This window comes from Adhaeribacter sp. (assembly GCF_057359045.1).
The window spans coordinates 1-26,131 of sequence record NZ_JBMQUD010000026.1 but is presented as its reverse complement, the minus strand read 5'-3'; the positions used below and the strand labels follow the sequence as shown (position 1 = coordinate 26,131).

Genomic DNA, 26,131 nt, shown 5'->3' with positions numbered 1-26,131 from the left:
TTGGGTTGTTATTGGTTAATAAAAATTTCATAATAGAATTTATAATATTTAAGTCAGGTCTGTAATACTTACCAACATCAAATTTATGAAACAGAATTACAAATCAGTTATGTTGGTGCTTGCAATGTTTGTTTGTACTACCACCATTGCAGAACCATTATACAAAACTAGTTTTCAGGAGGCCGAAGCAGCTTACGCTGAAAACAAGTTGGTAAAAGCCGAAGAACTTTATTTAAAAGTGCTGCGCACTACTCCCAACCATTATTTATCGAATGCCCGCTTGGGCAGCTTGTATTTAAGTTCTGACCAGCCTGATCGTTCTATTGCATACTTAAAAAAGGCCTTGGAGATGCACAAAGGCTACTCCGAAGAATTAAATAAACAATTAGGGCTGGCCTATCAGCTATCTAATGATTTTGATAACGCAATTACTTTGTATTTTGATTTGCTGAAGCGGCAAAGTAAAAACAGCAGCGAAATTGCCGTTTATCAGAAAAAAATAAACGAATGCGTAGCCGGTAAGCAATTAATGGCTAACCCTACAAAAGTGCAGGTGCATAATTTAGGCGCATTGGTTAACTCCTCTAGCACCGACCACGTGCCGGTGCTTACCGCCAACGACCAAACCCTTTTGTTTACCTCGCAGCGCCCCAAAGCTACGGCAAAAAACAATGCTGCCCAGGACGAAGATATATTTCTGATGACCCGCCAGGAAAAAGGCTGGTCGGAGCCTAACCGCCTGGACAAGCCTTTTAACACCCCCAAGCACGAGGCTATTTTGGCCATTACGCCCGATGGCAATAAAATGTACCTGTACAGCAACAAAGAAGCCAACGGCGATATTTACGAGAGCGAAAAAGCCAATGGCGTTTGGAAAGCACCGGTAAAATTAGGCTCGGCCATTAACACCCGTCACCATGAATTATCTTTTACCTTGTCGGCCGATGGTAACTTTGCCTTTTTCTCTAGTGACCGGCCCGGTGGTTACGGTGGTTTAGATTTGTACATGAGTATTAACGAAGGCAACGGTAAATGGAGCGAAGCCATTAACCTGGGAGCCAATATCAATACCGCTTACGACGAAGATGCCCCTTTCCTGAATGCCGAAAACAATATTTTATATTTTAGCTCTAAAGGCCATAACTCTATAGGCGGCTACGATATTTTTAAATCCACCATTAATGGCACAGTTTGGTCGATAGCGCAAAATGTGGGCGTGCCGGTAAACTCGCCTTACGACGATGCTTTTTACATGCAAACCCAAGACGGTAAAATGGCTTACTTTTCTTCTGACCGCCCCGGTGGCTTTGGCGAGAGCGATATATATGCCATTGTGCCGTCGGCCACCGAAGAACTGGCCGATCTGAATACTCTGGAAGGTGGTTATACTGCCATGTTAGACTCCGACTTTATTCTTTACCCCACCGAAACGGCTGCTCCGGCGGTAGAGAAAAATACTTTCCTGTTAAAAGGCTTTATAACCGATGCCATTACCTGTCAGCCGATAAATACCCGCGTTACTTTACTCGATAAAACCTTGCTGAGTACTGAGGCAATTCTGGAAACCGACGTAAACGGCTATTTTGAAATTGAAGTAGCCCGTGATAAAAATTACGGTTTGGTTTTAGAAAGCGATGGTTACCCGGTTACTTCGGAGTCGGTGGTGGTGCCCGAGCAACCCGAGGCGGAAGCCGTTGCAGTGCAACCCATGCTTTTCCGCGATAATGCGCAGGCGGCAGTAACTTTGCAAAACGTGCATTTTTTCCCGAACCACGACTACATTAAAAGTTATTCTTTAGCCGAATTAGATTGGTTATATACCTACTTGCAAGACAACCCGAACCTGGATGTTTTAATTACCGGTTATGCAAACCCCGATGATACCTTCCAGTACAAAAAGAATTTAAATGCCAAAAGAGCCGCCGCGATTATTAAATATTTACGCGCCAAAGGCATTGAACCCGGCCGGGTTAGTTTTCAGGGTAAAAAAGATGCCGTTATCGATGATAAAATTACCAAAACTACCGGCATGACCATTAGCTTTGTGGATAACGAGCTATAACCGGGCAGAAACTTAGCCACTTAATTATATAAAAATTGGGTAATTCAGAAGTGTATGAATTACCCAATTTTTTTGTTTAAACCCTACGGCGTTTAGCGCGATAAAGGCAAAATTAAATTCTTAATTAAATTAAATATTGCCCGGTTATTAATTTAAATTAGTAAATAATAAAATATGGCCTGCCGTTTAACCAACCACATTTATATGTAAGATTGCAGCTACCTTTATTAAACTATATAAATAATTAACTATATATTTGCCCTGGATATTTTAGTGTACTTAGCAGAATATTTTTTTTGAATAAACGTAAGTTTTCTATCTTAGCGCACAAATTGCCTTAAAGCAGAATTATACAGGTTGGCAAGCGCAGGGCAAATGTTATAAATTTTTGAATAAAAACTAGGTTAAAGGTTATATCAAACCATTAAAAATAACGTATAGGCCTAGTAAAATATAATATTTCTTATTTTATTCTAAATCACCATATATTTTAAATCGTTAAAAAACAGTAAAAACGTAAAACTCACCAGATATCAATCTTTAGCCCTTATGAATAAATTAGCCTCCAGAGTTTTTAAGTTTTCCTTGCTGTTCTGTTTTACGCTGCTGGTAGCGGTATCTGCAATGGCGCAGAGTAACCGGCAGTTAATGAAAAGAGGAGACAAATTATTTAATGATGAAGCTTACCGCTCGGCTATTCCTTTTTACGAACAAATATTAACGAAAGACCCCGACGAAGCAGAAGCCCTTTTTAAAGCCGGCGTTAGTTACATCTCTTTCGATAAGGAAAAAGCCAGCGATTACATTTACCGGGCACAGCGGCTTAAACCTAAAGTAGCCAAAGATGTAGAATATTGGTTAGGCCGCATCGATCATATCAACTACCGCTTCGACGAAGCCATTGCGCATTACCGCGCTTATGATGCTACCCTTAAAAAGAACGACGAGCGTAAACCGGAAATTGCGCGTTTAATGCAGCAAAGCCGCAATGCCAAGGCCCAGTTTAACAACGCCCGCGATATTTTTGTTAAAAACTTAGGCGACCAGGTAAATACGGCTTACTCGGAGCACAGCCCCGTAATAGCCTCCGACGATAACTATTTGTTATTTACCTCACGGGCCGAAAACGTAACAGGTGGTAAAGAAGACCAGTACGGCGAATATTTTGAGGATGTTTTTGAGACCCGCCGCACCGGCCCTGATGCTTGGGAAGCTCCTAAACCAGTAGCCAACGTAAACTCACAGTACCACGATGCCGCTATCCAGTTGTTTGATAACGATACCAAACTGCTCTTGTACCGCGACCAGAACAACGGCGACTTTTTTTACAGCACCCGCGAAAATGGCACCTGGTCGGCACCTAAGCCGCTGAGCAGCAACATTAACACCCGCGATTACGAAGGTGATGCGTACATTACGCCAGACGGTAAGTTTCTGTACTTCTCAACCAGCCATTATTCCGAAAACGGCGATAAAGATATTTATGTATCGGAGCGGGAAACCAACGGCGACTGGGGTAAACCCAAGAGCATGGGTACTTTAATTAACTCGCCCGAAGATGATGACAGCCCGTATTTAACCCGCGACGGTAAAACCATGTATTTTACTTCGCGTGGCCATAACAGCATGGGCGGTTACGATGTATTTGTTACCAAATTCGATTCGGTATCGCGCCGCTGGAGCAAACCCGAAAACATGGGTTATCCCATCAACACCCCCGACGACGATGCCTATTACCGTTTAAGCCCTGATGGTTCGTATGCTTACCTGTCGTCTTACCGCATGGGCGGCTACGGCGAAAAAGATATCTGGACCATTAACTACATTAAAAATATCACCATCCGGGGCCACGTATATAACCTGCGCGATAAATCCATTATTCCGGGTGTAGAGTTGGTATTTAGCGGCCAGCAAGCTAACCGCCAAGCCATTAGTTACCGCGATGTAACCAAACCCGGTACCGGTGCTTACGAGGTGAGTGTTTTATCGGGCCGGAAATACCAAGTAGCTGTAACCAAAGATGGCCGCAGTATTGCCAACGAAGAGTTTGATGTACCCGTGGTAACCAACGATACCACGGTGATTGAAAAAGATTTTTACGTACCGTTTGCCGATACCGCTGGTTTGGGCCGGTTGGCTGTGCAGCCTATTTACTTTGATACCGACGAGTATGACCTGCGGGCCGAATCGGTGCAGGAGCTGAATACTTTAATTTCGGTAATGAAAGCCAATCCGTTGTTAAATATTTCGATTGACGGCCATTGCGATTCGCGCCATAGCGATGCTTATAACATGACCTTGGGTGAGAACCGCGCCAAAGCGGCTTACGACTATCTGGTTAAAAACGGTATTGCGCCAACCCGGTTAATTACCGTTAGCTACGGCGAGCGCCGGCCAGCCGTACCTAACGATACGCCAGAAAATATGCAGTTAAACCGCCGGACCGAATTTACCATTATTCCCCGCGCCGACGAATCGAAATAAGTAAAACCGAAAAGATAATTGAGGTAGACCATTTCTTTTTAAGATAACCCGCAAGGGCAAAAAAAGGCTAAACGGAGGTTTAGCCTTTTTTTTACAACATATTTCTAAAATTTAAGTTATCAGATTACTAATTTTGGCTTTTCGTTCTCACAATAATTACAGCATGTCGGTAGTTCCATATAAAGATGCACAGGAAAATAAAAAATCGCAGGTAGCGCAAATGTTTAACAGCATTGCGGGCAAATACGATTTTTTAAATCATTTTTTAAGTGCCGGCATTGATATTTACTGGCGCAAAAGAGCCATTAAGGTTATGGGGCAAAGCAAACCAGCTTTAATTTTAGATATTGCTACCGGCACCGGCGATTTTGCCATAGAAGCTCTGCAACTAAAACCAGAAAAAATAATTGGGGTAGATATTTCGGAAGGGATGCTGGCCATAGGGCAGGAAAAAATAAAGAAACGCCAGTTAACCGATAGAATTGAGCTACAGCTCGGCGATTCTGAAAACCTGGCTTTTGCCGACAATACCTTTGATGGAACCATGGCGGCTTTTGGCGTCCGTAATTTTGAAAACTTGCCGCAGGGACTGCGGGAAATGCATCGGGTGTTAAAGCCGGGTGGCCGGATTGTGATTCTGGAGTTTTCTAAACCCCAGTCTTTCCCGTTTAAGCAAGTGTATAATTTTTATTTTAAACAAATATTGCCCGTTTTCGGTAAGTTAATCTCTAAAGACCAGGCGGCTTATACGTATTTGCCAGAGTCGGTACAGGCATTTCCGGATGGCGCAGATTTTATTTCGATTTTAAATCAAGTAGGTTTTAAAAACACGCAATGGCATTCCCTAACCTTTGGCATCAGTTCTATTTATACCGGTATAAAATAATCTTTTTCTTTCTATTTCAGCTTTTATTCTTTTTAAGCTTTTCGGCGCACGCGCAAAAAAAACGCTATGTCCGCGAAAATTTACCGGGCCACGACGATAAATCGATGCACTATGGTTTTTTCCTGGCGGGCAATACTTCGCGGTTTACGTTAACGCATTCTGATTATTACGTAGAGCGGGTGCGCGATACCATGGCGATAAATCCTAAGTTTTATCCGGGCTTTTCTATTGGTTTTATTTTAAATAAACGCATTACCGATTTTATTGACCTGCGCTTTTTGCCAGGAGTAAGTTTTTACTCGCGCGGCATAGAATATAAAACCAGCAGTTCCACGGTAATGCAGGAAATGGGTTCTACATCAGTAGAGTTTCCGTTGCTTTTTAAATTTAAGTCGTTGCGCCGGGGCAACGTACGCATGTATTTTGTAGGCGGTGCCAAAGCCGGTATAGACGTAGGCAACAAAAAGAAAGCCAGTGCCAGCACCGAGCTGGAAGTGAATACCCAGGATTTTGCCATTGAATATGGCGTTGGCTTAGATATGTTTTATCCGTTCTTTAAATTTGCGCCCGAATTACGTTTCTCTAATGGTATTGTAAACCGGTACGCTACGGGCGTAAACCCTTACAGCCGCAGTGTGCAGGGCATGCGTTCCAACACCATTACGCTTTACCTTAATTTCGAAAACTAGATTATGGCTAAAATTGCATTTATAACCGGCGCTACTTCGGGTATTGGCCGGGCTACTGCGTTGTTACTGGCGCAAAATGGTTTCGATATTATTGCGGCTGGTCGGCGTACCGAACGGTTGCAGGAACTACAAGCCGAAATATCGACGGCCCGGGTACTACCGCTTACTTTTGATGTACGCGACCAGGCCCAGGTAGCCGCAACTATAGCGGGTTTACCCGAAGAGTGGCGCCAGATTGATGTGCTGATTAACAATGCCGGCAATGCCCACGGTTTAGCGCCCATCCAGAACGGCGATTTAACGGATTGGGACATGATGTTGGATATAAATGTAAAAGGCTTACTGTACGTCTCAAAAGAAATAATACCCCTGATGATTAGCCGCCAAAAGGGGCATATTATAAATATTGGCTCTATAGCCGGAATAGAAGTTTACCCCAACGGCAACGTTTATTGTGCTTCCAAAGCCGCAGTAAATGCGCTTACGCAGGGCATGCGCTTCGATTTGTTAAAAGAAGGTATTAAAGTTTCGGAAATTAAACCGGGCGCGGTAGAAACCGAGTTTTCGGAAGTACGCTTTAAAGGCGACAGAGACCGGGCAGCCGCGGTTTACCAGGGTTTTAAACCCTTGGTAGCCGAAGACGTTGCCGATTTAATTTTGTTTATGGTTACCCGTCCGGCCCACGTAAACCTGGCCGATATTTTATTGCTCCCAACGGCACAAGCGTCGGCCACTGTTATTCAAAAAGCCTGATGATAGTTGGGGTAAATTAAGGTTATATCAATTTTATTTGATAGTACTATTAGCAGGCAGGTTTTCCTTCGATTAACCTGCCTTTGCTATTTTCTGCAAAGTTTATTTTCAGCTTTTATTTACAATCCTGCCTAAATTATAGGGGTTAAAATGAAATCCAGTAAATAATTGTACTGGAACTAAACTTATTTTACCTTCGTACTGTAATAAATAATATTACAGTATGTATAACGGCCGATTTGCTACTGCACTGCACATTCTTACTTTGCTTGCGTACAAGCAAGGAGAGTTGTTATCGTCGGAATATATTGCCGGCAGTATTGGCATAAACCCTGCTATTGTCCGGAAGGAGACGAGCAATTTGCGCGAACACGGCTTAATCAAAAGCAAAGAAGGGAAAGGCGGCGGCAGTACCCTGGCCAAAGCAGCCCCAAATATTAAGCTTGCCGATGTTTATAGAGCCGTTAATTCGTCGCCGTTGTTGGGCCGGGCCAACGAGCCCAATCCCGCATGTCCAATCGGTAAAAACATCAATCAGCATTTAGAAAATTTGTACCAGGAGGCAGAGGCAGCCTTAATTAAAAACTTGCAGGAAACAACTTTGGCCGATTTTAGTAAAAAGTTTAAGTAATTTTTTTTTGTTCTTAACTGTTATATTAATTATTACAGATAATATTTATAACCTATTTAAATAATTACCACATGAAAGTAGCATTAATTGGGGCGTCCGGCTTTGTAGGCACAGCGGTTTTACATGAGTTAGTCCAGCGGGGGCACGAAGTTACCGCTATTGCCCGCCATCCCGAAAAAATTAAAACCGAAGCCAAAGTAACGGCGGTTAGTGCCAACGCTTTAAACGAAAACGAAATAGCTGAAGCAGTGAAGGGCCACGACGTAGTTGTGAGCTGTTATAACCCTGGTTGGACCAACCCCAATATTTACGAAGAGTTTTTACAAGGAGCGCAGGCTATTCAGAACGGCGTAAAAAAATCGGGAGTAAAGCGCTTTTTTGTAGTAGGCGGGGCCGGTAGTTTGTACGTTGATCCCCAGACCCAACTTATTGATACGCCTCAGTTCCCGGCCGAATATAAACCCGGAGCGCTAGCGGCCCGCGAATATTTAAATATTTTAAAGCAGGAACAAGATTTAGCCTGGACCTTTTTAAGCCCGGCCATTGAAATGCACCAGGGTACATCGGGCGAGCGCCGCGGATCGTACCGCCAGGGCCTGGAAAACCCGGTATTTGATGAAAATGGCCGGAGTATTATTTCGGTAGAAGATATGGCCATTGCGATTGTGGATGAACTGGAAAATCCCAAACACTACCAACAACGGTTTACGGTAGCTTACTGATAATAAAAATATTTAAGCCAGAATAGGTTGTTAAAAGCAGCTTATTCTGACTTAGATAATATTTAAAGCAATATTCCCCAAAACCAGTAACCTAGGACCTTAACGAGCGCCGAAAAGATTTAAATCTTTTTCTATTTTTTGTGCCCACTCTTTTTGTTTTGCTTTATTATTGCCGCCGCTGGTTTCCCGGTCGTACAAAGCCTGGTAAGCGCTCATTTCTTTTACGTATTTTTCCACCAATGCCGCTACTTCCTTTTTTTGCCGGGCCGCATTGGGCAAATTATTAATTTCCATTTCCAGGGTTTCGGCGTAAATATGGGCAATATCAAAGTGCAGTTGCTCGTGCGCTAAGGTGTAATCGTCTTTATAGGCGGGCTTAACCCACGACTCATGCGCAAAGGCTACCGCAAAAGCATCGTAAGTTGTTTTACCGGTCCAAAAGCTTACCTTTTTAACTTTTAAATTAATGGTAACTTTTATTTCGGCCCCATTATTCCGGTCGGCAGTACGGGGTTTCCCTTTAAAATCTTGCCACGTTAGTTTACGGCCGGTTTGGTACACCAAGGTATCCGCATTCTGGCAAATGCCGCTTAAGGATAACAGCAGCCCACTTACAAGAGAAAATAAAATTTTCATATAGCCCATTAACTGTTCAGTATTGTTTATCCGGATATCAGATATTGCCTTAAAAAAGAATCAATCTTCTTTAATAATGTGGCTAGTAGCTCCGGGCTGAACAGAAAGGCTAATATTGTGCCATTTAACTTTTTGCCGAACAATACGAATATTTTAGTAAGCGGGGATTAAGAGCAAGGAATAGTGCTTTAGTAATGCTTTTCGCTGGTGTATGTTGCTGAGCCACTTTACATTATTTCTGCAATGCTAGCTAGCAATTTTGCGCAAGGGAAAAATAGTATTTGTGCCATCAATGTTCCCAATAGTCTGGCTATAACCATGTATACGATGTATTTCCTAAAAGTTGTCTCTGAGCATTTCCCTATAACTACATCATCGGTCATAACAGATAAATGCGGGTCAATAAAGGTAAACATTAAAATAGTGGCAAAGCCATTGATAAATGCTGAAAGATTACTAGCTGTTGTCCGGTACTCTGGATTTAAATAAGAGGCATATACAGCTGATAAAACGCCAATAGTTAAAATTGCTACTGCAACAACATTTAATATGAATATTTTCCACGGGAAGTATTTATCCATTTGGATTTGCGTAAGATTCTCTTTTACAGGAATGGTAAGGCTTTCTTTAAAATAAAGAATACCCGTTTTAGAGAATCCATGTAAAACCAACTTAGGTATGGATTTATAAACACTAAAATTTAATACTGCTTTAGAAAGTACCCTTTGAAATGTAGGAATTAAAATGGCTCCGATAACTGTACCTACTGTACATGAAAGAATTACATATCTGAACGGTTCAATATTGTCCAATATTCCGCTTTTAATATCATCCTCAACTGCCTTTGCTAATAATGGTGCCTGGAAACCATTAGCGGTTCTTGAGATTAGCACTAAAATATTAAATAAAGCAAAAGAGATAGCAATTCTTCCTGTTCTAATACCAACTATCCTAACCGAATAAGACAGCGTTGTAATTATATTAATTATAAAAGTCAGAACTAATACAATTACAATCTGCGTGGTCATTTAGTATTGAGGGTTAATTGACTTGTTGCTAACACCTGTATAAATTAATTAATTATAACCCCAAATTATGTTTAGAGAACTGCAAAGGCAGCAACATACTTACGGAGTCGCAGCGATACACCTGGCCATTATCGGCTTGCATAATAACGGTTATGGGGGCTTTCTGGCGGTTTTCGTATTCGGCCATAACCTGGCGGCAACCGCCGCAGGGCAGGGCCGCAACATATTGGTGGGTTCCGCTCCGGGTAGCTGTAACGGCAATTTTCCGGATTATTTTTTCCGGATTATTTGCACTCATGCCAAACAAAGCCGTACGTTCGGCGCATAAGCCCGAGGGGTAAGCGGCATTTTCTTGGTTGTTGCCCAGGTAAATGTTCCCGTCGTGGAGTAACAGGGCGGCCCCAACCAGGAAATTAGAATAGGGGGCATACGCATGTTGGCTGGCAGTTTGGGCCTGGGCTAATAAATGTTGTTCATCGGTGGGTAACTCGGCTGCTGAAGCAAATACTTCTATTGCTATATTAATTTCTAATTTATGAGCCATGCAAATATTGGCGTTTAGTAAAAGGAACTAAATGTACTCTTTTCTCCGTAAAATGCCATACGCCCAGTAAAAGGAGCGGCTCTTTAGCTATACTTTAAGTATTTACTTTAATTTAAACGTTATGATGCCAAGTATTTTGCTCCTGGGGGCTGGCCGCTCGGCTACGGTATTAATTTCTTACTTGTTTAGCCAGGCTGTACATTATAATTGGCAAGTTACGGTAGCCGATGCAGTAGTAGACCAAGTGCCAGTACCAGCGCAAAAGGAGTGCCGGGTTATTTCTTTAAATATTCAGGACGAAGCGCTTTTGACTGCCGAGATAGCGCGTGCCGAGTTAGTTATTTCGCTTTTGCCGGCCACTTTACATCCGGTAATTGCCCGCTGGTGTTTAAAATTAAGAAAGAATTTTATAACCGCCTCTTACGTTACGCCGGAGCTGCGCGCCTTGCACCAGGAAGCTAAACAAGCCGGATTGCTGTTTCTGATGGAAGCCGGCTTGGATCCAGGCATTGACCATTTGTCGGCAATGGCTTTGTTAGATAGAATTAGGCAGGCCGGCGGCAAAGTCTTAACGTTTAAATCTTATACGGGTGGGTTGGTAGCACCGGAATCGGATAATAATCCGTGGCATTACAAATTTACCTGGAACCCGCGCAACGTGGTGCTGGCCGGTCAGGGAACGGCCAAATACCTGGAAAACGGGCGCTATAAATTTATTCCGTATCACCAATTATTTGCCCGCACTGAACCCCTGGTGGTAAAAGAGCTAGGTGCCTTTGATGGATACGCTAACCGCGATTCGCTTTTATACCAGCAGCCCTACGGCTTACAAGATGTACAAACTTTAATTAGAGGTACTTTGCGGCGGCGCGGCTATTGTCAGGGCTGGCACCTGCTGGTACAACTAGGCCTTACCGACGATACCTATACTTTACCCGAAACGCAGCACTTAACCTATCGGCAGTTTTTACTTAGTTTTTTACCTGCTGCTAACGGAAGTACGAATGGGTTAACCCAGGTAGCTGAATATTTAAATATTCCGGCGGATAGCGAAGTACTAAAGCTGCTGGCCTATTTAGAATTTCCGGAACAGGCCATTGGCTTACCGCAAGCTACCCCGGCCCAGGTTTTAGAAAAATTACTGCTGCAAAAATGGCAACTTGCCCCCCCGGACAAAGACATGGTGGTAATGCAGCACCTGGTTACGTATGAACTAAACGGTCAGCAAAGGCAAATAACATCGTCGTTGGTGGTAATGGGCCAGGATAGCCGCCGCACAGCTATGGCCAAGACCGTGGGCTTGCCGGTAGGTATTGCGGCTAAACTGATGCTACTGGGCAAAATAACGGAAACCGGCGTAGTCATTCCAACGGAACCAAGCTGGTATAAACCTATCCTGGCCGAGCTGGCCACCTACGGCATTTCTCTCCAGGAAGAAGAGCAAGTGCTATAAATATTGGCTAAAGCCTTAAAATAATGCTTAGCGCCTATTACCACCTGATATAAATCAAATTACCTGGCAGCAAGTCATGTAGCTTTGCCAATCAAGGTCCGTCCTTCAGAAAGAATCTTCTGATTAGGAAACCCAGAAGATTCTTTTGGAATTCTTCGAATTCTACTGAATGACTGGGCTGGGTAGAACGAATTTTATTTTCAGCTATAGAAGAAGTTTTATACTAATTAGCACCTGATATCAATTTAAATGCTGCCGCAATTATTAAAATTGGAGGTAAAACGCTTGCAGCAGTTCTTTAAAAGCAGGAGTATAAGCATTGATTGCATCCCGAATAAACAGTTCTTCTGCCGGAACCTGGTTATTTTCTTTTTTGCCAAAGCCCTGCACCGTCCGGATATGCTTGCCTCCCACTTTTGTAAATATGTTTAAAGTTGCTGTAAGATTAAGGCCGTACTCCTGGGCAATTGCTTTAAAATAATTACTTTCCAGGGGTGGGAATAAAATATATAATTGCCCGGTAGGGGAGAGAAAACGACTGCAAAAAGCGGCAATTTCAGGTAAAGATAATTCCTGGCTGTGCATGGCCGCATTGCGGGCTTTACTTTCGGAAGGCAGCGAAGCAGCGTAAAAAGGCGGGTTGCAAATAATCAGGTCGTAAGGGCCTGGCTGTTGCGCGGCAAACTGCTGCAAACTTATTGGGTATACCGTAATCCGGGAAGCCCAGGGGCTGGCCGCAATATTTTGCCGGGCTTGTTCGGCGGCAGCCAGCTCTATTTCTACGGCATCAATCCGGGCAGTGGTGCGTTGGGCCAGCATAAGCGCGAGCAAACCGGTGCCGGTACCAATATCCAGGATAGTAGCCGCGCCGTTTATCGGGGTATAAGCGCCTAAAATGCACGAATCGGTGCAAACTTTCATGGCGCACTGGTCTTGGTTTACCAAGAATTGCTTAAACCGGAAATACTGATTGGGCACGGGTTAAAGATTCTGTTTGGCAATGGCTTCGTAGCCGTGGTCGATGAGCAGGTTAGGGGATAAAGCACTTTGCACGGCCAGTTCGTCGCAACGTTCGTTTTCGGGGTGGCCGGCATGACCTTTAATCCAGATAAAACGTACCTGGTGCTTGGGGTAAATGCGCAAAAAACGGGTCCATAAATCGGCGTTGGCTTTGCCGGCAAAGCCTTTCTTTTGCCAGCCATATACCCATTTTTTCTCTACGGCTTCTACCACGTATTTAGAATCGGAGTAAATAGTTACCGGAATATTGTCGGTTTTAATAGCTTCTAACCCCACAATAACCGCCAGCAATTCCATGCGGTTATTCGTGGTAAGCCGAAAGCCGGCGGTTAGTTCTTTCTGGTGTTGTTTGTAACGCAAAATGGTGCCGTAACCGCCCGGTCCCGGATTGCCGCGCGAAGCGCCATCGGTAAATATTTCAATCATGTTAAAATCAGCTTAAGTAAAGGGTTGGTTTTGGGTTTGTAAAATAACCTATGCAGAATTGGTTAGTAGCCCGTTTAAGAATATTATCTTTTTTGCCGGGCAGCCACCAACCCGTTTAAAAATGCAGGTTAGATTTAAATAATTTAATGGCAATGGCCAGCAAAATAACCCCAAAAACCTTGCGTAAAATATCGGTACCGGCCTGACCTAATTTTTGCTCCAGCCAACCCGATGTTTTTAATACCAGGTACACAAACACCAGGTTTATAATAATACCCGCCAAAATATTGGGTAAGGCATACACCGCTCTTAACGACAGCAAAGTGGTCATGGTGCCAGCCCCAACAATCATCGGGAAAGCCAAAGGTACAATAGAACCGCTTTTGCTGTTAGGGTTGGTCTGGAATAAATGAATGCCCAGTACCATTTCCATCCCCACTAAAAAAATAATTATGGCCCCGGCCAAAGCAAACGACTCTACATCTAAGCCAAATAATTTTAATATTTCCTGGCCCAGAAACAAAAAGGCAATCATGAGCACGGCCGCCACCAAGGTAGCCCGCTCCGACTGAATAACGCCTTCTCGGCGGCGCAGTTCAATAATTACCGGAATAGAGCCCAGAATATCAATAACTGCAAATAATATTAGCGTAACCGATAAAATTTCTTTTAAACTAAACATGGCGCAAACTATAGAATAAGTTCTTATTCGTAGTTAGACAGGAAAAAGTGTTTCAGGATTTTGTATTCGTCGTCGGAAATGGCCGGGAAGTTGGCAATCCGGAAAGTGTTTTTGGCCCACGGCCCATAGCCGTTGCCCAGCATAATTTCGTGGCGCAAGGCGTTGCGCTTTACCTCATCAATTACTTTTTCGGGCCCCTGCAACGCAATAACCGTATTAGACCGTACTTCGGGGTTGGTAACCAGCAACGAAAACGACGTAAATAATTCGAAAAACTCGTACAAATCCTGGCTCCGGGTTACTAAATCGTGGTCGATGGCTTTGATTAAGGGCCGTTGCTCCAGTACCCGCTGCAATAAATAAATATTAAGCACATTGGGCGTAATAGAAGTCTGGAAGTTGAGCATTTTTTCGTAGAGCGTAACCATGCTGTTGTAATGGCTGCGATCGTTTATTTCTTTCGCCCGGAAAACCGCCCGTGGCGAGCATACCATAATGCCCAAGCCGGCCGGCAAGCCAAAGCATTTCTGCACCGAGGCAAACCAAACATCGGCTTTAATGTATTTTAAAGCAATGCCGGCCATAGAGGAGGTGGCATCTACGGCAATCAGGGCATCGCGGTAGCGGTTAAATAAATTAAGAATAATATTTTCTTTTATTTGGGTACCGTTTGAGGTCTCGTTTTGAGTAATGCAAATCAGTTCGGCATCTGCATCTACCGCCAGGTCTTTTACGGGTATTTCTTCGTTTACCTCAAAACGCGCGCCGGTGGTTTGGGGCTTTATTTTTTTGGCGTATTGCATCCATTTTTCGCCGAAAGCCCCATTGTACAAATGATAGCTTTTGTGGCGGGTAAGGCTCTGGGCCAATATTTCCCAGCATTCGGTAGCCGACGACACAAAATAGATGTAGTAATCCTGCGGAATATTTAATTTTTTGCGCAACAAAGCCACCGTGTTTTTGCTCATTTGCATAAAACGGTCGCTGCGGTGCGGAATGCTCAGGATACCTTCGTCGAAGGCCATGGCCATATAATCCCGCACTTGCGGGTAAACTTTAGACGGACCTGGATAAAATGTGAGCATACGGCAAATTTGTAAGGGTAAAAGAAATATTTAATCAGTATCAGCCCGATACCGCATCAGCAATATTTTGCCGGCGCTACGATTTTTTTAACTCGAAGCCTACTTTATTGGGTTTCAGGCTGATGAAATATTGTAGCGCCAGGCGGTAACTTTCCAGCCCGAATCCACAGATACTGCCCAGGCACCGGGCGGCTATTAAACTTTTATGTCGGAACGCTTCGCGGGCGTAAATATTGGATATGTGCACCTCGGCCACGGGCGTAGTAATGGCCGCAATAGCATCGGAGAGGGCAATAGACGTATGGGTGTAAGCCCCGGCGTTTAAAATAATGCCGTTGTACGTAAAACCTACTTCGTGCAGTTTATCAATTAAAGTGCCTTCGGTATTCGATTGAAAATATTCCAACTCAATGTCGGGGTAGGTATTCTTTAGCTCCTCAAAATAATGTTCGAAAGAGCGGCTGCCGTACACCGTTTTTTCGCGTACGCCCAGCAAATTTAAATTAGGCCCGTTAATAATAATTATTTTCATGGTTTGGAGTTACTGCCGGTTAAGTATAAGCCCGCAAAGGTACATAACTGGGTATAAAGTTACAGGTTAAATGTTAAAAGTTAATTTTTAAACCCGCTACCGCCTGGCCAAATCCTTTGTTTTAAAGTCAGGTTAGGGTTGGATTACCTATCTTTGTTTAAATTTTGCCGGCTGCTGGTGTATGCTGCTGCCGGCCAAAATGAAACTTGCAATTATTAATTTGCCCCATGACCTGGTCTGTTCTGATAAAACAATTTGAAGCCTATCTGCAACTCGAAAAGTCTTTGTCGGGCAATTCGGTAGAAGCTTATAAACGCGATATTTTAAAGCTTACGCAGTTTCTGGACCTGAAAGGCTACGGAGTAAAACCGCTGGAAATGAAACCCAAGTATATCCAGGAATTTCTGGAATGGGTAAATGAACTGGGCATGACCCCGCATTCGCAGGCGCGTACTTTATCGGGTATCCGGGCGTTTTATAAATTCCTGATCATGGAAGATTTGCTTTTTGCCGACCCCACTGATACCATAGAAGCGCCTAAATTAGACCGTAAACTCCCCGATACGTTAAGCTTTCCGGAGATAGAAAATTTGTTCTCGGCCATTGATGTATCTACGCCCGAAGGCACGCGCAACAAGGCCATGCTCGAAACGCTTTACAGTTCGGGGTTGCGCGTAAGCGAGTTGGTAGAACTGCGCATCAGTAATTTATACGAAGAGCTGGGTTTTTTAAAAGTAAGCGGTAAAGGCGATAAAGAACGGTTGGTACCCATTGGCCGCGCAGCTCTTAAATACATCCGGATTTACCTGGACCAGGTAAGGCCACATTTAACCATTAAAAAAGGCCACGAAGATTATATTTTCCTTAACCGCCGTGGCGCCAAGCTTACCCGCGTAATGGTATTTACCATAATTAAACAATTGGCCCAGAAAACCGGCCTGCAAAAACAAATTAGCCCCCACACGTTTCGGCATTCTTTTGCTACCCACCTGATAGAAGGCGGCGCCGATTTACGCGCCGTACAAGAAATGCTGGGCCACGAATCTATTACCACCACCGAAATTTACACCCACCTCGACCGTGATTACCTAAAGCAAATTATTAAAGATTATCACCCGCGCAGCTAAAACAAGTGCTTTGCCCAATAAAAAATTTGGTAAGAATTAACGCCGCATTTACCCGAAAGCAACAGATAAATTTTGTATTGCTGGTATTGGTAAGAATAAGCGGCATTTCTAAGCTGTCTGTAGGGTAAACAGGAACACCGGGTAACACCGGTTTTTTTGTTTTATAATTAGGTGGTTTTAAGTAATTTTTATATATTGTTACAGCTATACTGCTACAATTTTAAATTATATAAATACAGTAACAACCTTGCTAAAGGAGGTTGTGGCAAAACCCCTCCAGATTTATATATCCGTAAGTTTTTTCGGAATGGTAGTTTTGGTTGTAAAAGGTAAAATATAGATTAACAGTAATTTAGCTGTAATAAGCTACTTGCTGATTAAGAGGAAATAAACACCATTATTACGTATATGTAATAGTTAGGCGTAATAAATAATAAGTTTTAAAATTGGAAACAATTAAATTAAATAAAACCATTGAAGAAGATTACCGACAAGCTTTGTTCCTTCTCAACTTTATTAGAGCAATAGAATTAAGGGGTATTAAGTACAAACTTATTTATATACTTTCTTTGACTGCTATAATAGTTGGACTTTCCGTGTTAGGCTCTATGGAATATTTAATTGGTTTCTATATTGTTATAATTGTCTCCTGGGTTATTTTCATAATAAACTCCTTTATTAAGTATCGGAAATACAAACAAAAAAAAGCCAAGTTGAAGGTTGTTGCGGAAGAAAATTTTGATCAATTAGGAGATTTTATTTTGGAATTTAATCAGGATTTAATAAAAGTAACAACTGAAAAATTTAATTCTGAAGTTAAATGGGAATATTTTAGAGCTTATTTGGAGGAAGAAAGTACTATTTATATTCTAATGGAGCAGATTAGTTCAACTTGGTCCTTTTCAAAGCAGGAAATTGGCGAAGATGCTCTAAACAAACTTAAACAAATAGTAAAAGAGAAACTGCCGCCATTAAAAATAAAGAATTATAACGCCTAACAAGGCATATACAAAAGCCTCGCTCTGCTGCGGCCTTTGCATATACAAACCGTTGTGCGGCATTGCAGGGCAATGGATTCAAATAGTTTTAAAGTCAAACGAATAGTATTGTAAAATCTTACTTGCTCTAAATTATAAAGACTAATCATTCAGAATAAAAAATGATACTTTATTGTAAATGGTTGTAAACACGTTTCCCAAAATAAATTATGGATCCAATTTTTGAATTTTTCGCTACACTTTCAGTAAGCTTATTTACAGGTGGATCCATTTATATAAATCTGGTGGAACATCCAGCAAGAATGAGTTGCGGCACTGCTTTAGCCGTCACTGAATTTGCCCCCAGTTATAAAAGAGCAACTATCATGCAAGTGCTGTTAGCTCTAATTTCGTTTCTTAGTGCATTCGCTGCTTGGTTAATGGGAACAGGAATCTTATGGCTAATTGGTGGCATATCAATCATATTAGTAATTCCTTTCACTGTCATTGTTATTTTTCCAACAAACAATTATTAGACCCTTCATTGGATAAAATTCAGCATATGCATATCAACTATTGGACCGTTGGGGAAGATTACATGCTGTTCGAGGCCTTTTAAGTCTCACTTCACTTATTATCTTTTTATATTCACTTATTTGGTTATAAATGACTGCATGATTTACATAGTAACGACCGCACAACAAGACTAAAGTGCATAAGCGCACCATAGCTAATACGTTATCATCAATTAAAATAAAACCAGAATAATGAAAAAGGTTGTACTAGTATTAATTATCAATTTCCTGTTATTAGGAATTGGTATGGCACAAATTCCAGAAGAAGCTTTTCCTTTAACTAATTCATTGTCTAAATTATGGCGCAATGGAGATACTGATAAAGCCATTAAGGCATCATTAGAATTATATCGACTTTATCCTCCATTTTTATTAGATAGAATTCATAATACACTTGCACAACAATTACCAAAGGATTCACAACGTTTCGGCCTTAAATATCTTGAACAATTACAAAAGGAAGGAAATCAAGATATAAATGAAATAATTGCTCCAATTTATCTCTGGAGCAAGGCAATTAATGCCCATGAAAAACAAGAGATAATATCTATTAAAGAAGAGTTAAAACAATTACAAAAAGACCGTTCTGATTATAAATCTCAAAGGGAAAGATATTGCCTTTTAATTTTTAAAGAATTAGATAAAAATAATGCAATAGATAATGAACAGCGGATTGAATTAGTAAATAGGACCATAAGCAGCTTAGCTGCTAATCTTACTAATTTAGGTAATGCAACCACTAGTAAGGAAAGAGAAGAACGAGCTTGGCATAGGTATTTGCTGGCATATAGTTATGATTATTTATATACAATTGGAAAGGGCAGTGAAGAATATTTGAAAAAAGCTTCAGATTTTAGTCCAGATTTAAACGACAGGCTAAACAAAAGTGCATATTTTTATGATGCAGCTCTCCTGACTGGTAATCCAGAACAAATTGGTTATAAATTAAAATATTTAAAATACTTAAACAATAATAATAGAAAAGGCGAGGCCCTCGATCTCCTCTGTAATATAACTTTTAGCAATCCTTCTGATGATAACCTTAAGCTGCTAGAGGACTATTATGGAAATACTAAAAATGCAATTTCTTTTAAAAGATTTTGGGAAAATTACATACATAATCAGGGCAAACCTGTTCCAAAGGTTAAAATAAAATTTGAAAACGAAGAATTAGATCTGACCCATAAGTCAGGTAGCTGGGTTTATATTGATGTATGGGGGACTTGGTGCAGTCCGTGTCTCGAAGAATTACCAGATTTACAGTCTTTGTATTCTTCTATTAAGCAAGTTCAACATTCAAAACTAAAGATTTATACTTTTTCTTTTGGCTCTAAAAACTTATCAGATTTTATGGCCAAAAATAAATATACATTTTTAGTGAGCGAGATTGACAAGCAGACTAATGATTTATTTGAAGTATCTGGATATCCAACTAAAATTTTGATTTCGCCACAGGGTAATTTTATAAAAATACCTTTTGGCGAAGATTGGAAAACATATATTAAAAATTATACTCTATTGTAAAATAACTGTGGGTAACAACAATAGCTGTTGCACAACTCCTTTCAAAAGTTGAACCAGGGAAGGTTCTTTGGGTTTATCTTGCAATTTTAGCAAATATTCTCGGCCAAAAGTTTTCAGAAAAAGCGATTAAAGCATGTTTAGGCAGAGCCATAACGGCGGTTTGGCTCTTTTGGGGTTTAAAGTGTAGCAGTTTTTTGAGGTTATAAGCCGTGGCCGCCAAGAGCATAACCTTGGTTGCCTGCTCGATGCCCCGGGTGTTAATCTTTCTAAGGCCTAAAAAGTTAATGAGCGTACCCAGCACCGGTTCCACCGTTGCTTGCCGCAGTCCTTTCATCTTTCGCCCATAGCGGCTATTGATTCGTTTGGTGACCGGCTCGTACGCTTCCCGATAGTAGGTAATCTCTACTTTTTTTTCCTGGCTCTTGCCGATACAGCCTTCGCGCAGGGGACAGCCTTTGCAGTCTTTGCGGGTAGTGAAGTAGAGCTTCTTTTTAATGTTGTTCTTAGGCGCTACTTTAATCTTTCTAAAAGTAGCTTTCTTGCCCTGTGGGCAAAGCCAGTAGTCTTCCTCTCTATGATAAGTAAAGCCTTCGGGGCCGCCTTTGTAAGTGCCGTGCGGGGGAATAAAAGCGGTGATGCCTGCTTTTTCTAAAAGCGCATAGTTCTCCCCCGAGGAGTAGCCGGCATCCGCTAAAACCGTGTTGCAGCTTAGATGTAAGCGCTGCAAGCTGCCCGTCAAAGCTGATAGCAACGTGGGCAAACATTGATTGTCTTTCTTGTCCGCAAAGTCTGCTTATACGTGGGTGATGGTATGATGGACCGTATCGACCGCTAATTGCGCCAGATAGCAGAGTTTGCGTGCCTTTCCGGGCTTCACGGCAATGCGGGCATCCGGGTCCACGGGCGAATAGTGGGTCTTGTTGGAAGTGTACTTGCTGTTTTTATTATGGGAACCAGGCCGCTGGTCCTGTTGCAAGCACCACTTTTTGTTGCGCGCCTTTATCGCTTGCAACTCCTCATGCGTAGCCGTGAGGGTCTGCTGCTGCATAGTAGCTTTATTAATCTTGGCTTTTCTGTCTGCCCGGCTGATGGCCCGCACCTGCTCCAGGTGCGTGTACAGGTCTTGTACAGGAACCTTCAGCTCTAATGAATCCAGGGAAGCATTGGCTTTTATCAGGGCTGAGTCTACTACTTGCGTATGACCAGCCACCAGGCCAGCCTCTACATATAAAGAAAGTACTTGCCTGAATACTTCTGCAAACAAAGACTCTGGTAAAAGCTGGCGGGTGCGCGAAACAGTAGAATGCCAGGGCAGCGGCTCGTCTAGTTGGTAATCGAGAAAGTAAAGCAAATCCAACCGCAGACTACAATGCTCTATAAGTTTTCTATCAGAAATAATGTTTTCTAGATAGCCTACTAAACAGAGCTTAAAGAACACAACTGGGTCAATCGAGTGCTGACCACAACGGCCATAATAAGGTGCTGTCAACTCATACAGAAAATTCAAGTCTAGTTGCTGCTTTAGCCGCCGGTAAAAATTATGCGCCGGTACATGTGCCGAAAGTGAGAAACATAACTCCTGCTCATCAATATAGTGCTTTTTGCCCTGCATCTTATTCAAGGTTTGGTCATTTCCCCCTTTACGCCTATATTCATACCATTGTGCAACAGACACAACAGCTAAACGCTAGCCTCGGCCGACGGCCTCCGCTGCCGTTTAGCCTAACCGTTAGGAAAAATTGAAAATAAAATGGATTGGAAAGAAAAGAGAAAACTTATGGACAAAGAGAGTTAAAGGAAAAAGTAGTACCCGCTCTTCGTCAAAAAGGATTTAAAGGTGCGTATCCTCATTTCAAAAGAATAAATGAAAATAAAATTGATATTCTAGGTTTTCAATTTAGCCAATGGGGTCCACAATTCTACGTTAATATTGCCAGGTCTCCAATTGATGGGATAACCTTACTGGATGGCAAGCACTTCCCTCCAGAAATTGTAAAATATAATCATTGTGGAAAAAGAAGTCGAATAGGAAAAAATCCATTTAATTTTGAGAATGAGGATTTTGGGGAAATAGCCAATAAAGTTCTTATAGCTTTGCCTGAAGCCGAAGATTGGTGGACTAAAAATTAAAAAACAACCATTCCTAACCACACCTAAAGCACACTAAAGCCTGCCTTTGCCCAGTACGTTGTATAGCATTTAAAAAATGGATAGTGTAGAAGACATATTCAAAAACCTAGAAGGCATGACTAAAGAGGTTAAGTTACGCTTTTACGACAGATTAGGTTTCCACCTTACTTTAGCAATAAGAAGCATTTGTTCAAATCCAGAGACTTCGGACAAAGAAAAAGTAGAGGCCATCAAGATTATAAATGAATTAAGTCATAGCATTTTTAATTGGACGTGGATACTTGAGAATGACGATAAAGACTTTGACGACCTTAAATGCTTTGCGGAAATTAAATATTACGCAGAGCAGAGTAAAATTGTACCTGGAGAATTAACAGAAGCCATCAAATCTAGTTATCGACTCCTAACTAAGAACTAAAAAAACGCTCCACAACACAATTTATACTAAACTCTGCGGGCTTAGCATACACGCGGCCCGTTGGCAGTAAGATAAAATGAAAGAAGAATCCACTCAATCATATGATTTCATCTGTTTTACAGACTTAGCTTACGAATTTGTCTTTTCTGATAAGAAAGAAGCAGAGAAGAAAATTAAAAGGCGACTTAAATATTATGATTTGGGTGAATATAACCAGGAAAGGGTCGACTACATTAGAGAATTAAAGAATGACTTATTTTCTGAGATTTCTAAAACTGCCAAATCAAAATACTTCAACAAGAGCAAATCAAACTATGCTGACTTAGCTGATTTTAATATTGAAGGAATGACTGAATATTATTTCAAAAAATATAACAAGTTGGATAAAAACGAATTGATAGGTATGATAAATTTTGCTGTTTACTTGTACCATTTGATATAATGATACAAAAAATCCCACCTGCCAACAAAAGCTAAAAATCGTTAAAACGCGCCATAGCCTAACCGTTATGTGCAATTGCACTCACAATAATTAAAAATGCGACTAATAAATTTTCTTCTGATTGTTTCTGTAGCGGTGCTAATAACTAATAAAGTCATGGCGCAGCAGATAGAAAACTTCCCTCGTGTATCTATTCCACATACAGAAATAAGAACTATTCACTCGGCAATTGTGGAGGACACTTTCTTTATTTACATCGCATACCCAGCTGACTACCAATCTTCGGGAAAGGAGTACCCCATCTTATACCTCTCCGACGCAAATCTTTACTTCGCCACTTTAACTCAACAAATGCGGGTCATGCAAATTGAAAACGAAGTACCGCAGGTGCTTATAGTAGGCATAGGTTATAAAACGGATAAGTTGGCGACTAGTTTACGGAGCAGAGATTTTACCCCTACTGCCATACCTGACCCATTTGAGAACCAATGGCCGACTGGAGGCGCGGCGGCTTTCTTGGAGTTCATAAATAAAGAGTTAAAGCCATTTATACAGCAGAATTATCGAGTAACCAATCAAGCTTCCTTTGTTGGTGTTTCATATGGAGGCTTGTTTGGTTTATATGCACTTTTTCATGAGCCGCAAAGCTTTCAAAACTACCTTATTGCAAGTCCATCTATTTGGTACGACAACAATATTTCACTCACATTTGAGCAAAAACATGCAAAATCGCATCAGAATTTGATGGCAAAAGTTTTCCTGTCAGTGGGTGGACTAGAAGAAAAGCAGTATAGCGATGCATACATGGAAACAAATGTTAAAAGACTATCCAAAGCCTTGAAGAAAAGGAAATATTCTGGCCTTTCTTTAAAGACCCAGGTTTTTGAAAATGAATCTCACCTTTCTGTTCCTGGTGCCGCTTTTAGCCACGGTTTGCGATACCTACTAAACTTGGCAAAGTAAAACAAAAGCACATAATACTGTATATACAAAAGCCTCGCTCCGCTACAGCCTTTGTATATAATACCCGTTGGCTGCAATTCTCCTATTTCTAAAATCCCAACGTGTTTTTAGTCGCTAACGAAATTTGTTTCTATTTTTAGATAATCAATTAGTAGAAAATATAAAAATACAACTTATTGATTATCAAATTTTAAGTTTAACATTAGTCAGCATTTATTCCCAGAATTTCATTAGGGCCTAATTTATAATCACAGGCTGATTATAATATATTCTTTTAAAGGTGGAGAAAATTACTACTTTTGTGACTGACTAATCAGTAAAGAAAATGAGTGCAAAAATTGTAGTTGAGAATTATTTCAACGCCGTGAAAGAAGGTAGGCTTGCAGATATGCAAAAGTATGTATCGCCCAACCAAAAATATTGGATTAGCGGTAATGGCACCTGGCCTTTTGGAGGATATAATTCACCGGAATCCATGGGTAAATTGTGGTCGATTGTAAAGGAACGTTTTCCTAACGGCTTAAACATTACCATCAATTCTATTCTTACAGACGGCGAATATGCAGCTGTACAAGTTCATAATAATGCAACCCGAATAGATGGCAAGATTTACGATAATGATGTCTTGGTACATTTAAGAGTGCAGAATGATATTATTACGGAACAAAGGGAATACCTGGATACTATTATGATGAACGAGCTTTTTTGTGGTGAACTAGAAAATCAACATTGAAAGAATCATATTCAGGTTGCTCAAAAGGGCTTTAAGAAGATGATTGATTTTTTGTAAATAGAATTAGATGGATAAAAGGGAAAAAATATTAAATACTGCATTGCATTTATTTGCAAACAATGGATTTAATGATACACCTACAAGCAGAATTGCTAAGGAAGCAGGAATTGCAACAGGCACGCTTTTTTACTTTTTCCCTACGAAAGAGGCCTTGATAAAATCTCTTTATGTAGAAATTAAGAATCGTGCTTCAGAATTTATTTTAATAAAAATTAAGGAATCGGCTTCGATAAAAGAAATTATTAAAACTTATTATGTAGAATCACTTAAGTGGGCACTGAAAAACGATACTGAATTTCAATTTCTTTCCCAATTTTCTAATTCACCTTACCTGCAAAAAATTGCATCCACGGAAATGCAGACATACATTGAACCCGTATTGCAAAATTTTAGGATAGGTATAGAAACGGGTGTTATCATTCCACAAGAACCCATATTGCTTTATACATTAATCAGCAACCAAGTTACGGTGATAAAAAATTATCTGGTCGAACAAAAATCATCAAAAAAAGCAACCCAAATAACGATTGAACAAACCTTTGATATGTTTTGGAAAATGATAGCCTTAGAAAAATGAATATAATTATAACCGGAGTAACCGGAATGGTAGGAGAAGGCGTTTTGAGGGAATTCCTTCAGAATAGCACTGTAAAAAGTGTATTTGCCGTAAGCCGTAAACCATCAGGCATAGGCCATCAAAAATTGAAGGAATTAATCATCCCCGACTTTATGAATTTAGATGGATATGTAAGTTCTTTAAACGGCTATGATGCTTGTTTTTATTGTGCAGGTGTAAGTGCATTTTTAATGAGTGAAAAAGAATACACTTACTTTACTTACGATACAACCATCCATTTCGCAAGAACTTTAGCAAGCTTAAATCCAAATATGGTTTTTGGATATATTTCTGGCCTGTACACGGATAGTACTGAAAAAGGCAGATTTATGTGGGCAAGAGTAAAAGGGAAAACAGAAAATGAACTATTAAGGCTGTCATTCAAAGATGTCTACAATTTTCGCCCCGGTTACATGAAGCCTTTTAAAACTCAGAAAAATGTAAAATCTGTATTCAAAATTATTGGCTGGTTCTACCCGAAAATTTTTCCTCAAAAATCAATGACCTTATCTCAACTAGGACAAGCAATGATTATGACAGTTTTAGAAAAGTATCCAAACAAAATACTAGAGATTGCTGATATTAAAAAGCTGGCACAAAGACAAGAACATGTCTCTTTTTAAAAAAGGCGTTATCTAATCATTAAAAACTGCTTGCAATAGTGTGTTTATTAAATTGTGGCTGGAAGTCAAACTTTTAACTTTAAATCGCTATTTTGCTTTTGTGGTTAATTGAAACTGACGTTTTTCAAATGCCACAACTTCATAAACACTTTAACGTTAGCTGCCATGTTATGTTGAAACTCCTTAAATTCATAATCGTCGGACTTATTCCCTTCGTAATCTTTGGACTTTTAGCACAGTGTATTTTTTCTTTTTTCCAGCAAAGGCCGAGCGGGCCTCGGTTGACCGTTTTAAAATTTTCTGGTCCATT

28 protein-coding genes and 1 pseudogene are annotated in these 26,131 nt (G+C 41.0%); 19 read left to right on the top strand and 10 right to left on the bottom strand.

Annotated elements, in window-relative coordinates; all coding sequences use genetic code 11:
* Positions 1-85: 85 nt before the first annotated feature.
* From ACO1R6_RS04675 to ACO1R6_RS04645, 7 genes are all read left to right on the top strand, one after another.
* A complete protein-coding gene (locus tag ACO1R6_RS04675; protein WP_486262600.1) occupies positions 86-2,062 on the top strand; it encodes an OmpA family protein in 1,977 nt (658 codons plus the stop codon).
* A 648-nt stretch (positions 2,063-2,710) separates the two neighbouring features.
* Positions 2,711-4,546 (top strand): OmpA family protein, encoded by a 1,836-nt coding sequence (locus tag ACO1R6_RS04670; protein ID WP_486262598.1) that lies wholly within the window; start codon positions 2,711-2,713, stop codon positions 4,544-4,546.
* Between the two features lie 163 nt (positions 4,547-4,709).
* The gene (gene ubiE, locus ACO1R6_RS04665; protein WP_486262596.1) at positions 4,710-5,432 is read left to right on the top strand and encodes a bifunctional demethylmenaquinone methyltransferase/2-methoxy-6-polyprenyl-1,4-benzoquinol methylase UbiE; all 723 of its coding nucleotides are present in this window, start codon (positions 4,710-4,712) and stop codon (positions 5,430-5,432) included.
* Positions 5,381-6,121 carry a type IX secretion/gliding motility protein PorT/SprT gene (porT, locus tag ACO1R6_RS04660; protein WP_486262594.1) on the top strand — a complete coding sequence of 247 codons (741 nt, stop codon included), beginning with the start codon at positions 5,381-5,383 and terminating at the stop codon, positions 6,119-6,121. The genes ubiE and porT overlap by 52 nt, the downstream gene beginning before the upstream one ends.
* A gap of 3 nt (positions 6,122-6,124) precedes the next feature.
* Entirely contained in the window at positions 6,125-6,874 is a 750-nt protein-coding gene (locus tag ACO1R6_RS04655) for an SDR family NAD(P)-dependent oxidoreductase (RefSeq protein ID WP_486262592.1), read from the top strand.
* Positions 6,875-7,097: 223 nt separating this feature from the next.
* Complete coding sequence (locus ACO1R6_RS04650) at positions 7,098-7,505, top strand: Rrf2 family transcriptional regulator (RefSeq protein WP_486262591.1); 408 nt, start codon at positions 7,098-7,100, stop codon at positions 7,503-7,505.
* Between the two features lie 71 nt (positions 7,506-7,576).
* On the top strand, positions 7,577-8,227 hold the full coding sequence (locus ACO1R6_RS04645; protein ID WP_486262589.1) for an NAD(P)-dependent oxidoreductase: 651 nt from the start codon (positions 7,577-7,579) through the stop codon (positions 8,225-8,227).
* Positions 8,228-8,326: 99 nt separating this feature from the next.
* On the opposite strand, the gene ACO1R6_RS04640 is transcribed toward ACO1R6_RS04645, so the two are convergent.
* From ACO1R6_RS04640 to cdd, 3 genes are all read right to left on the bottom strand, one after another.
* Positions 8,327-8,863 (bottom strand): DUF922 domain-containing protein, encoded by a 537-nt coding sequence (locus ACO1R6_RS04640; RefSeq protein ID WP_486262588.1) that lies wholly within the window; start codon positions 8,861-8,863, stop codon positions 8,327-8,329.
* Between the two features lie 227 nt (positions 8,864-9,090).
* Complete coding sequence (locus ACO1R6_RS04635) at positions 9,091-9,891, bottom strand: lipid II flippase Amj family protein (RefSeq protein ID WP_486262587.1); 801 nt, start codon at positions 9,889-9,891, stop codon at positions 9,091-9,093.
* Between the two features lie 52 nt (positions 9,892-9,943).
* Positions 9,944-10,435 carry a cytidine deaminase gene (gene cdd, locus ACO1R6_RS04630; RefSeq protein ID WP_486262586.1) on the bottom strand — a complete coding sequence of 164 codons (492 nt, stop codon included), beginning with the start codon at positions 10,433-10,435 and terminating at the stop codon, positions 9,944-9,946.
* A gap of 121 nt (positions 10,436-10,556) precedes the next feature.
* Between cdd and ACO1R6_RS04625 the strand changes: the two genes are divergently transcribed.
* Positions 10,557-11,888 (top strand): saccharopine dehydrogenase C-terminal domain-containing protein, encoded by a 1,332-nt coding sequence (locus tag ACO1R6_RS04625; protein ID WP_486262585.1) that lies wholly within the window; start codon positions 10,557-10,559, stop codon positions 11,886-11,888.
* 264 nt (positions 11,889-12,152) lie between these two features.
* On the opposite strand, the gene ACO1R6_RS04620 is transcribed toward ACO1R6_RS04625, so the two are convergent.
* The 5 genes from ACO1R6_RS04620 to aroQ form a co-directional block, all read right to left on the bottom strand.
* Positions 12,153-12,866, bottom strand: a complete 714-nt coding sequence (locus tag ACO1R6_RS04620; protein ID WP_486262584.1) for a tRNA1(Val) (adenine(37)-N6)-methyltransferase — start codon at positions 12,864-12,866, stop codon at positions 12,153-12,155.
* 3 nt (positions 12,867-12,869) lie between these two features.
* Positions 12,870-13,334 carry a ribonuclease HI gene (gene rnhA / locus ACO1R6_RS04615; RefSeq protein ID WP_486262582.1) on the bottom strand — a complete coding sequence of 155 codons (465 nt, stop codon included), beginning with the start codon at positions 13,332-13,334 and terminating at the stop codon, positions 12,870-12,872.
* Between the two features lie 115 nt (positions 13,335-13,449).
* Positions 13,450-14,016, bottom strand: a complete 567-nt coding sequence (locus ACO1R6_RS04610) for a MarC family protein (protein ID WP_486262581.1) — start codon at positions 14,014-14,016, stop codon at positions 13,450-13,452.
* A 23-nt stretch (positions 14,017-14,039) separates the two neighbouring features.
* Entirely contained in the window at positions 14,040-15,101 is a 1,062-nt protein-coding gene (locus ACO1R6_RS04605; protein WP_486262579.1) for an aminotransferase class V-fold PLP-dependent enzyme, read from the bottom strand.
* Positions 15,102-15,177: 76 nt separating this feature from the next.
* The gene (aroQ, locus tag ACO1R6_RS04600; RefSeq protein WP_486262577.1) at positions 15,178-15,633 is read right to left on the bottom strand and encodes a type II 3-dehydroquinate dehydratase; all 456 of its coding nucleotides are present in this window, start codon (positions 15,631-15,633) and stop codon (positions 15,178-15,180) included.
* A 227-nt stretch (positions 15,634-15,860) separates the two neighbouring features.
* Here aroQ and xerD point away from each other — a divergent pair, with 227 nt between their 5' ends.
* The 4 genes from xerD (at position 15,861) to ACO1R6_RS04580 (ending at position 19,836) form a co-directional block, all read left to right on the top strand.
* A complete protein-coding gene (xerD, locus tag ACO1R6_RS04595; protein ID WP_486262574.1) occupies positions 15,861-16,760 on the top strand; it encodes a site-specific tyrosine recombinase XerD in 900 nt (299 codons plus the stop codon).
* Between the two features lie 446 nt (positions 16,761-17,206).
* Positions 17,207-17,758: a hypothetical protein gene (locus ACO1R6_RS04590; protein WP_486262573.1), complete on the top strand. Its 552-nt coding sequence runs from the start codon at positions 17,207-17,209 to the stop codon at positions 17,756-17,758.
* A 209-nt stretch (positions 17,759-17,967) separates the two neighbouring features.
* On the top strand, positions 17,968-18,273 hold the full coding sequence (locus ACO1R6_RS04585) for a hypothetical protein (protein ID WP_486262571.1): 306 nt from the start codon (positions 17,968-17,970) through the stop codon (positions 18,271-18,273).
* Positions 18,274-18,504: 231 nt separating this feature from the next.
* Complete coding sequence (locus ACO1R6_RS04580; protein WP_486262569.1) at positions 18,505-19,836, top strand: TlpA family protein disulfide reductase; 1,332 nt, start codon at positions 18,505-18,507, stop codon at positions 19,834-19,836.
* Positions 19,837-19,909: 73 nt separating this feature from the next.
* On the opposite strand, the pseudogene ACO1R6_RS04575 reads toward ACO1R6_RS04580, so the two are convergent.
* A pseudogene (locus tag ACO1R6_RS04575) lies at positions 19,910-20,608 on the bottom strand (transposase); the annotation flags it as partial.
* Positions 20,609-20,629: 21 nt separating this feature from the next.
* Positions 20,630-21,448, bottom strand: a complete 819-nt coding sequence (locus ACO1R6_RS04570) for a transposase (RefSeq protein WP_486262643.1) — start codon at positions 21,446-21,448, stop codon at positions 20,630-20,632.
* A 143-nt stretch (positions 21,449-21,591) separates the two neighbouring features.
* Between ACO1R6_RS04570 and ACO1R6_RS04565 the strand changes: the two genes are divergently transcribed.
* From ACO1R6_RS04565 to ACO1R6_RS04535, 7 genes are all read left to right on the top strand, one after another.
* On the top strand, positions 21,592-21,966 hold the full coding sequence (locus ACO1R6_RS04565) for a DUF4304 domain-containing protein (RefSeq protein ID WP_486262567.1): 375 nt from the start codon (positions 21,592-21,594) through the stop codon (positions 21,964-21,966).
* A 76-nt stretch (positions 21,967-22,042) separates the two neighbouring features.
* Positions 22,043-22,384: a hypothetical protein gene (locus tag ACO1R6_RS04560; protein WP_486262566.1), complete on the top strand. Its 342-nt coding sequence runs from the start codon at positions 22,043-22,045 to the stop codon at positions 22,382-22,384.
* 76 nt (positions 22,385-22,460) lie between these two features.
* On the top strand, positions 22,461-22,826 hold the full coding sequence (locus ACO1R6_RS04555) for a hypothetical protein (protein ID WP_486262564.1): 366 nt from the start codon (positions 22,461-22,463) through the stop codon (positions 22,824-22,826).
* Between the two features lie 156 nt (positions 22,827-22,982).
* Positions 22,983-23,789 (top strand): alpha/beta hydrolase, encoded by an 807-nt coding sequence (locus ACO1R6_RS04550; protein ID WP_486262562.1) that lies wholly within the window; start codon positions 22,983-22,985, stop codon positions 23,787-23,789.
* A 325-nt stretch (positions 23,790-24,114) separates the two neighbouring features.
* The gene (locus ACO1R6_RS04545; RefSeq protein ID WP_486262560.1) at positions 24,115-24,522 is read left to right on the top strand and encodes a nuclear transport factor 2 family protein; all 408 of its coding nucleotides are present in this window, start codon (positions 24,115-24,117) and stop codon (positions 24,520-24,522) included.
* A 67-nt stretch (positions 24,523-24,589) separates the two neighbouring features.
* Positions 24,590-25,159: a TetR/AcrR family transcriptional regulator gene (locus ACO1R6_RS04540; RefSeq protein ID WP_486262558.1), complete on the top strand. Its 570-nt coding sequence runs from the start codon at positions 24,590-24,592 to the stop codon at positions 25,157-25,159.
* The gene (locus tag ACO1R6_RS04535) at positions 25,156-25,821 is read left to right on the top strand and encodes an NAD-dependent epimerase/dehydratase family protein (protein ID WP_486262556.1); all 666 of its coding nucleotides are present in this window, start codon (positions 25,156-25,158) and stop codon (positions 25,819-25,821) included. The genes ACO1R6_RS04540 and ACO1R6_RS04535 overlap by 4 nt, the downstream gene beginning before the upstream one ends.
* Positions 25,822-26,131 lie beyond the last annotated feature (310 nt).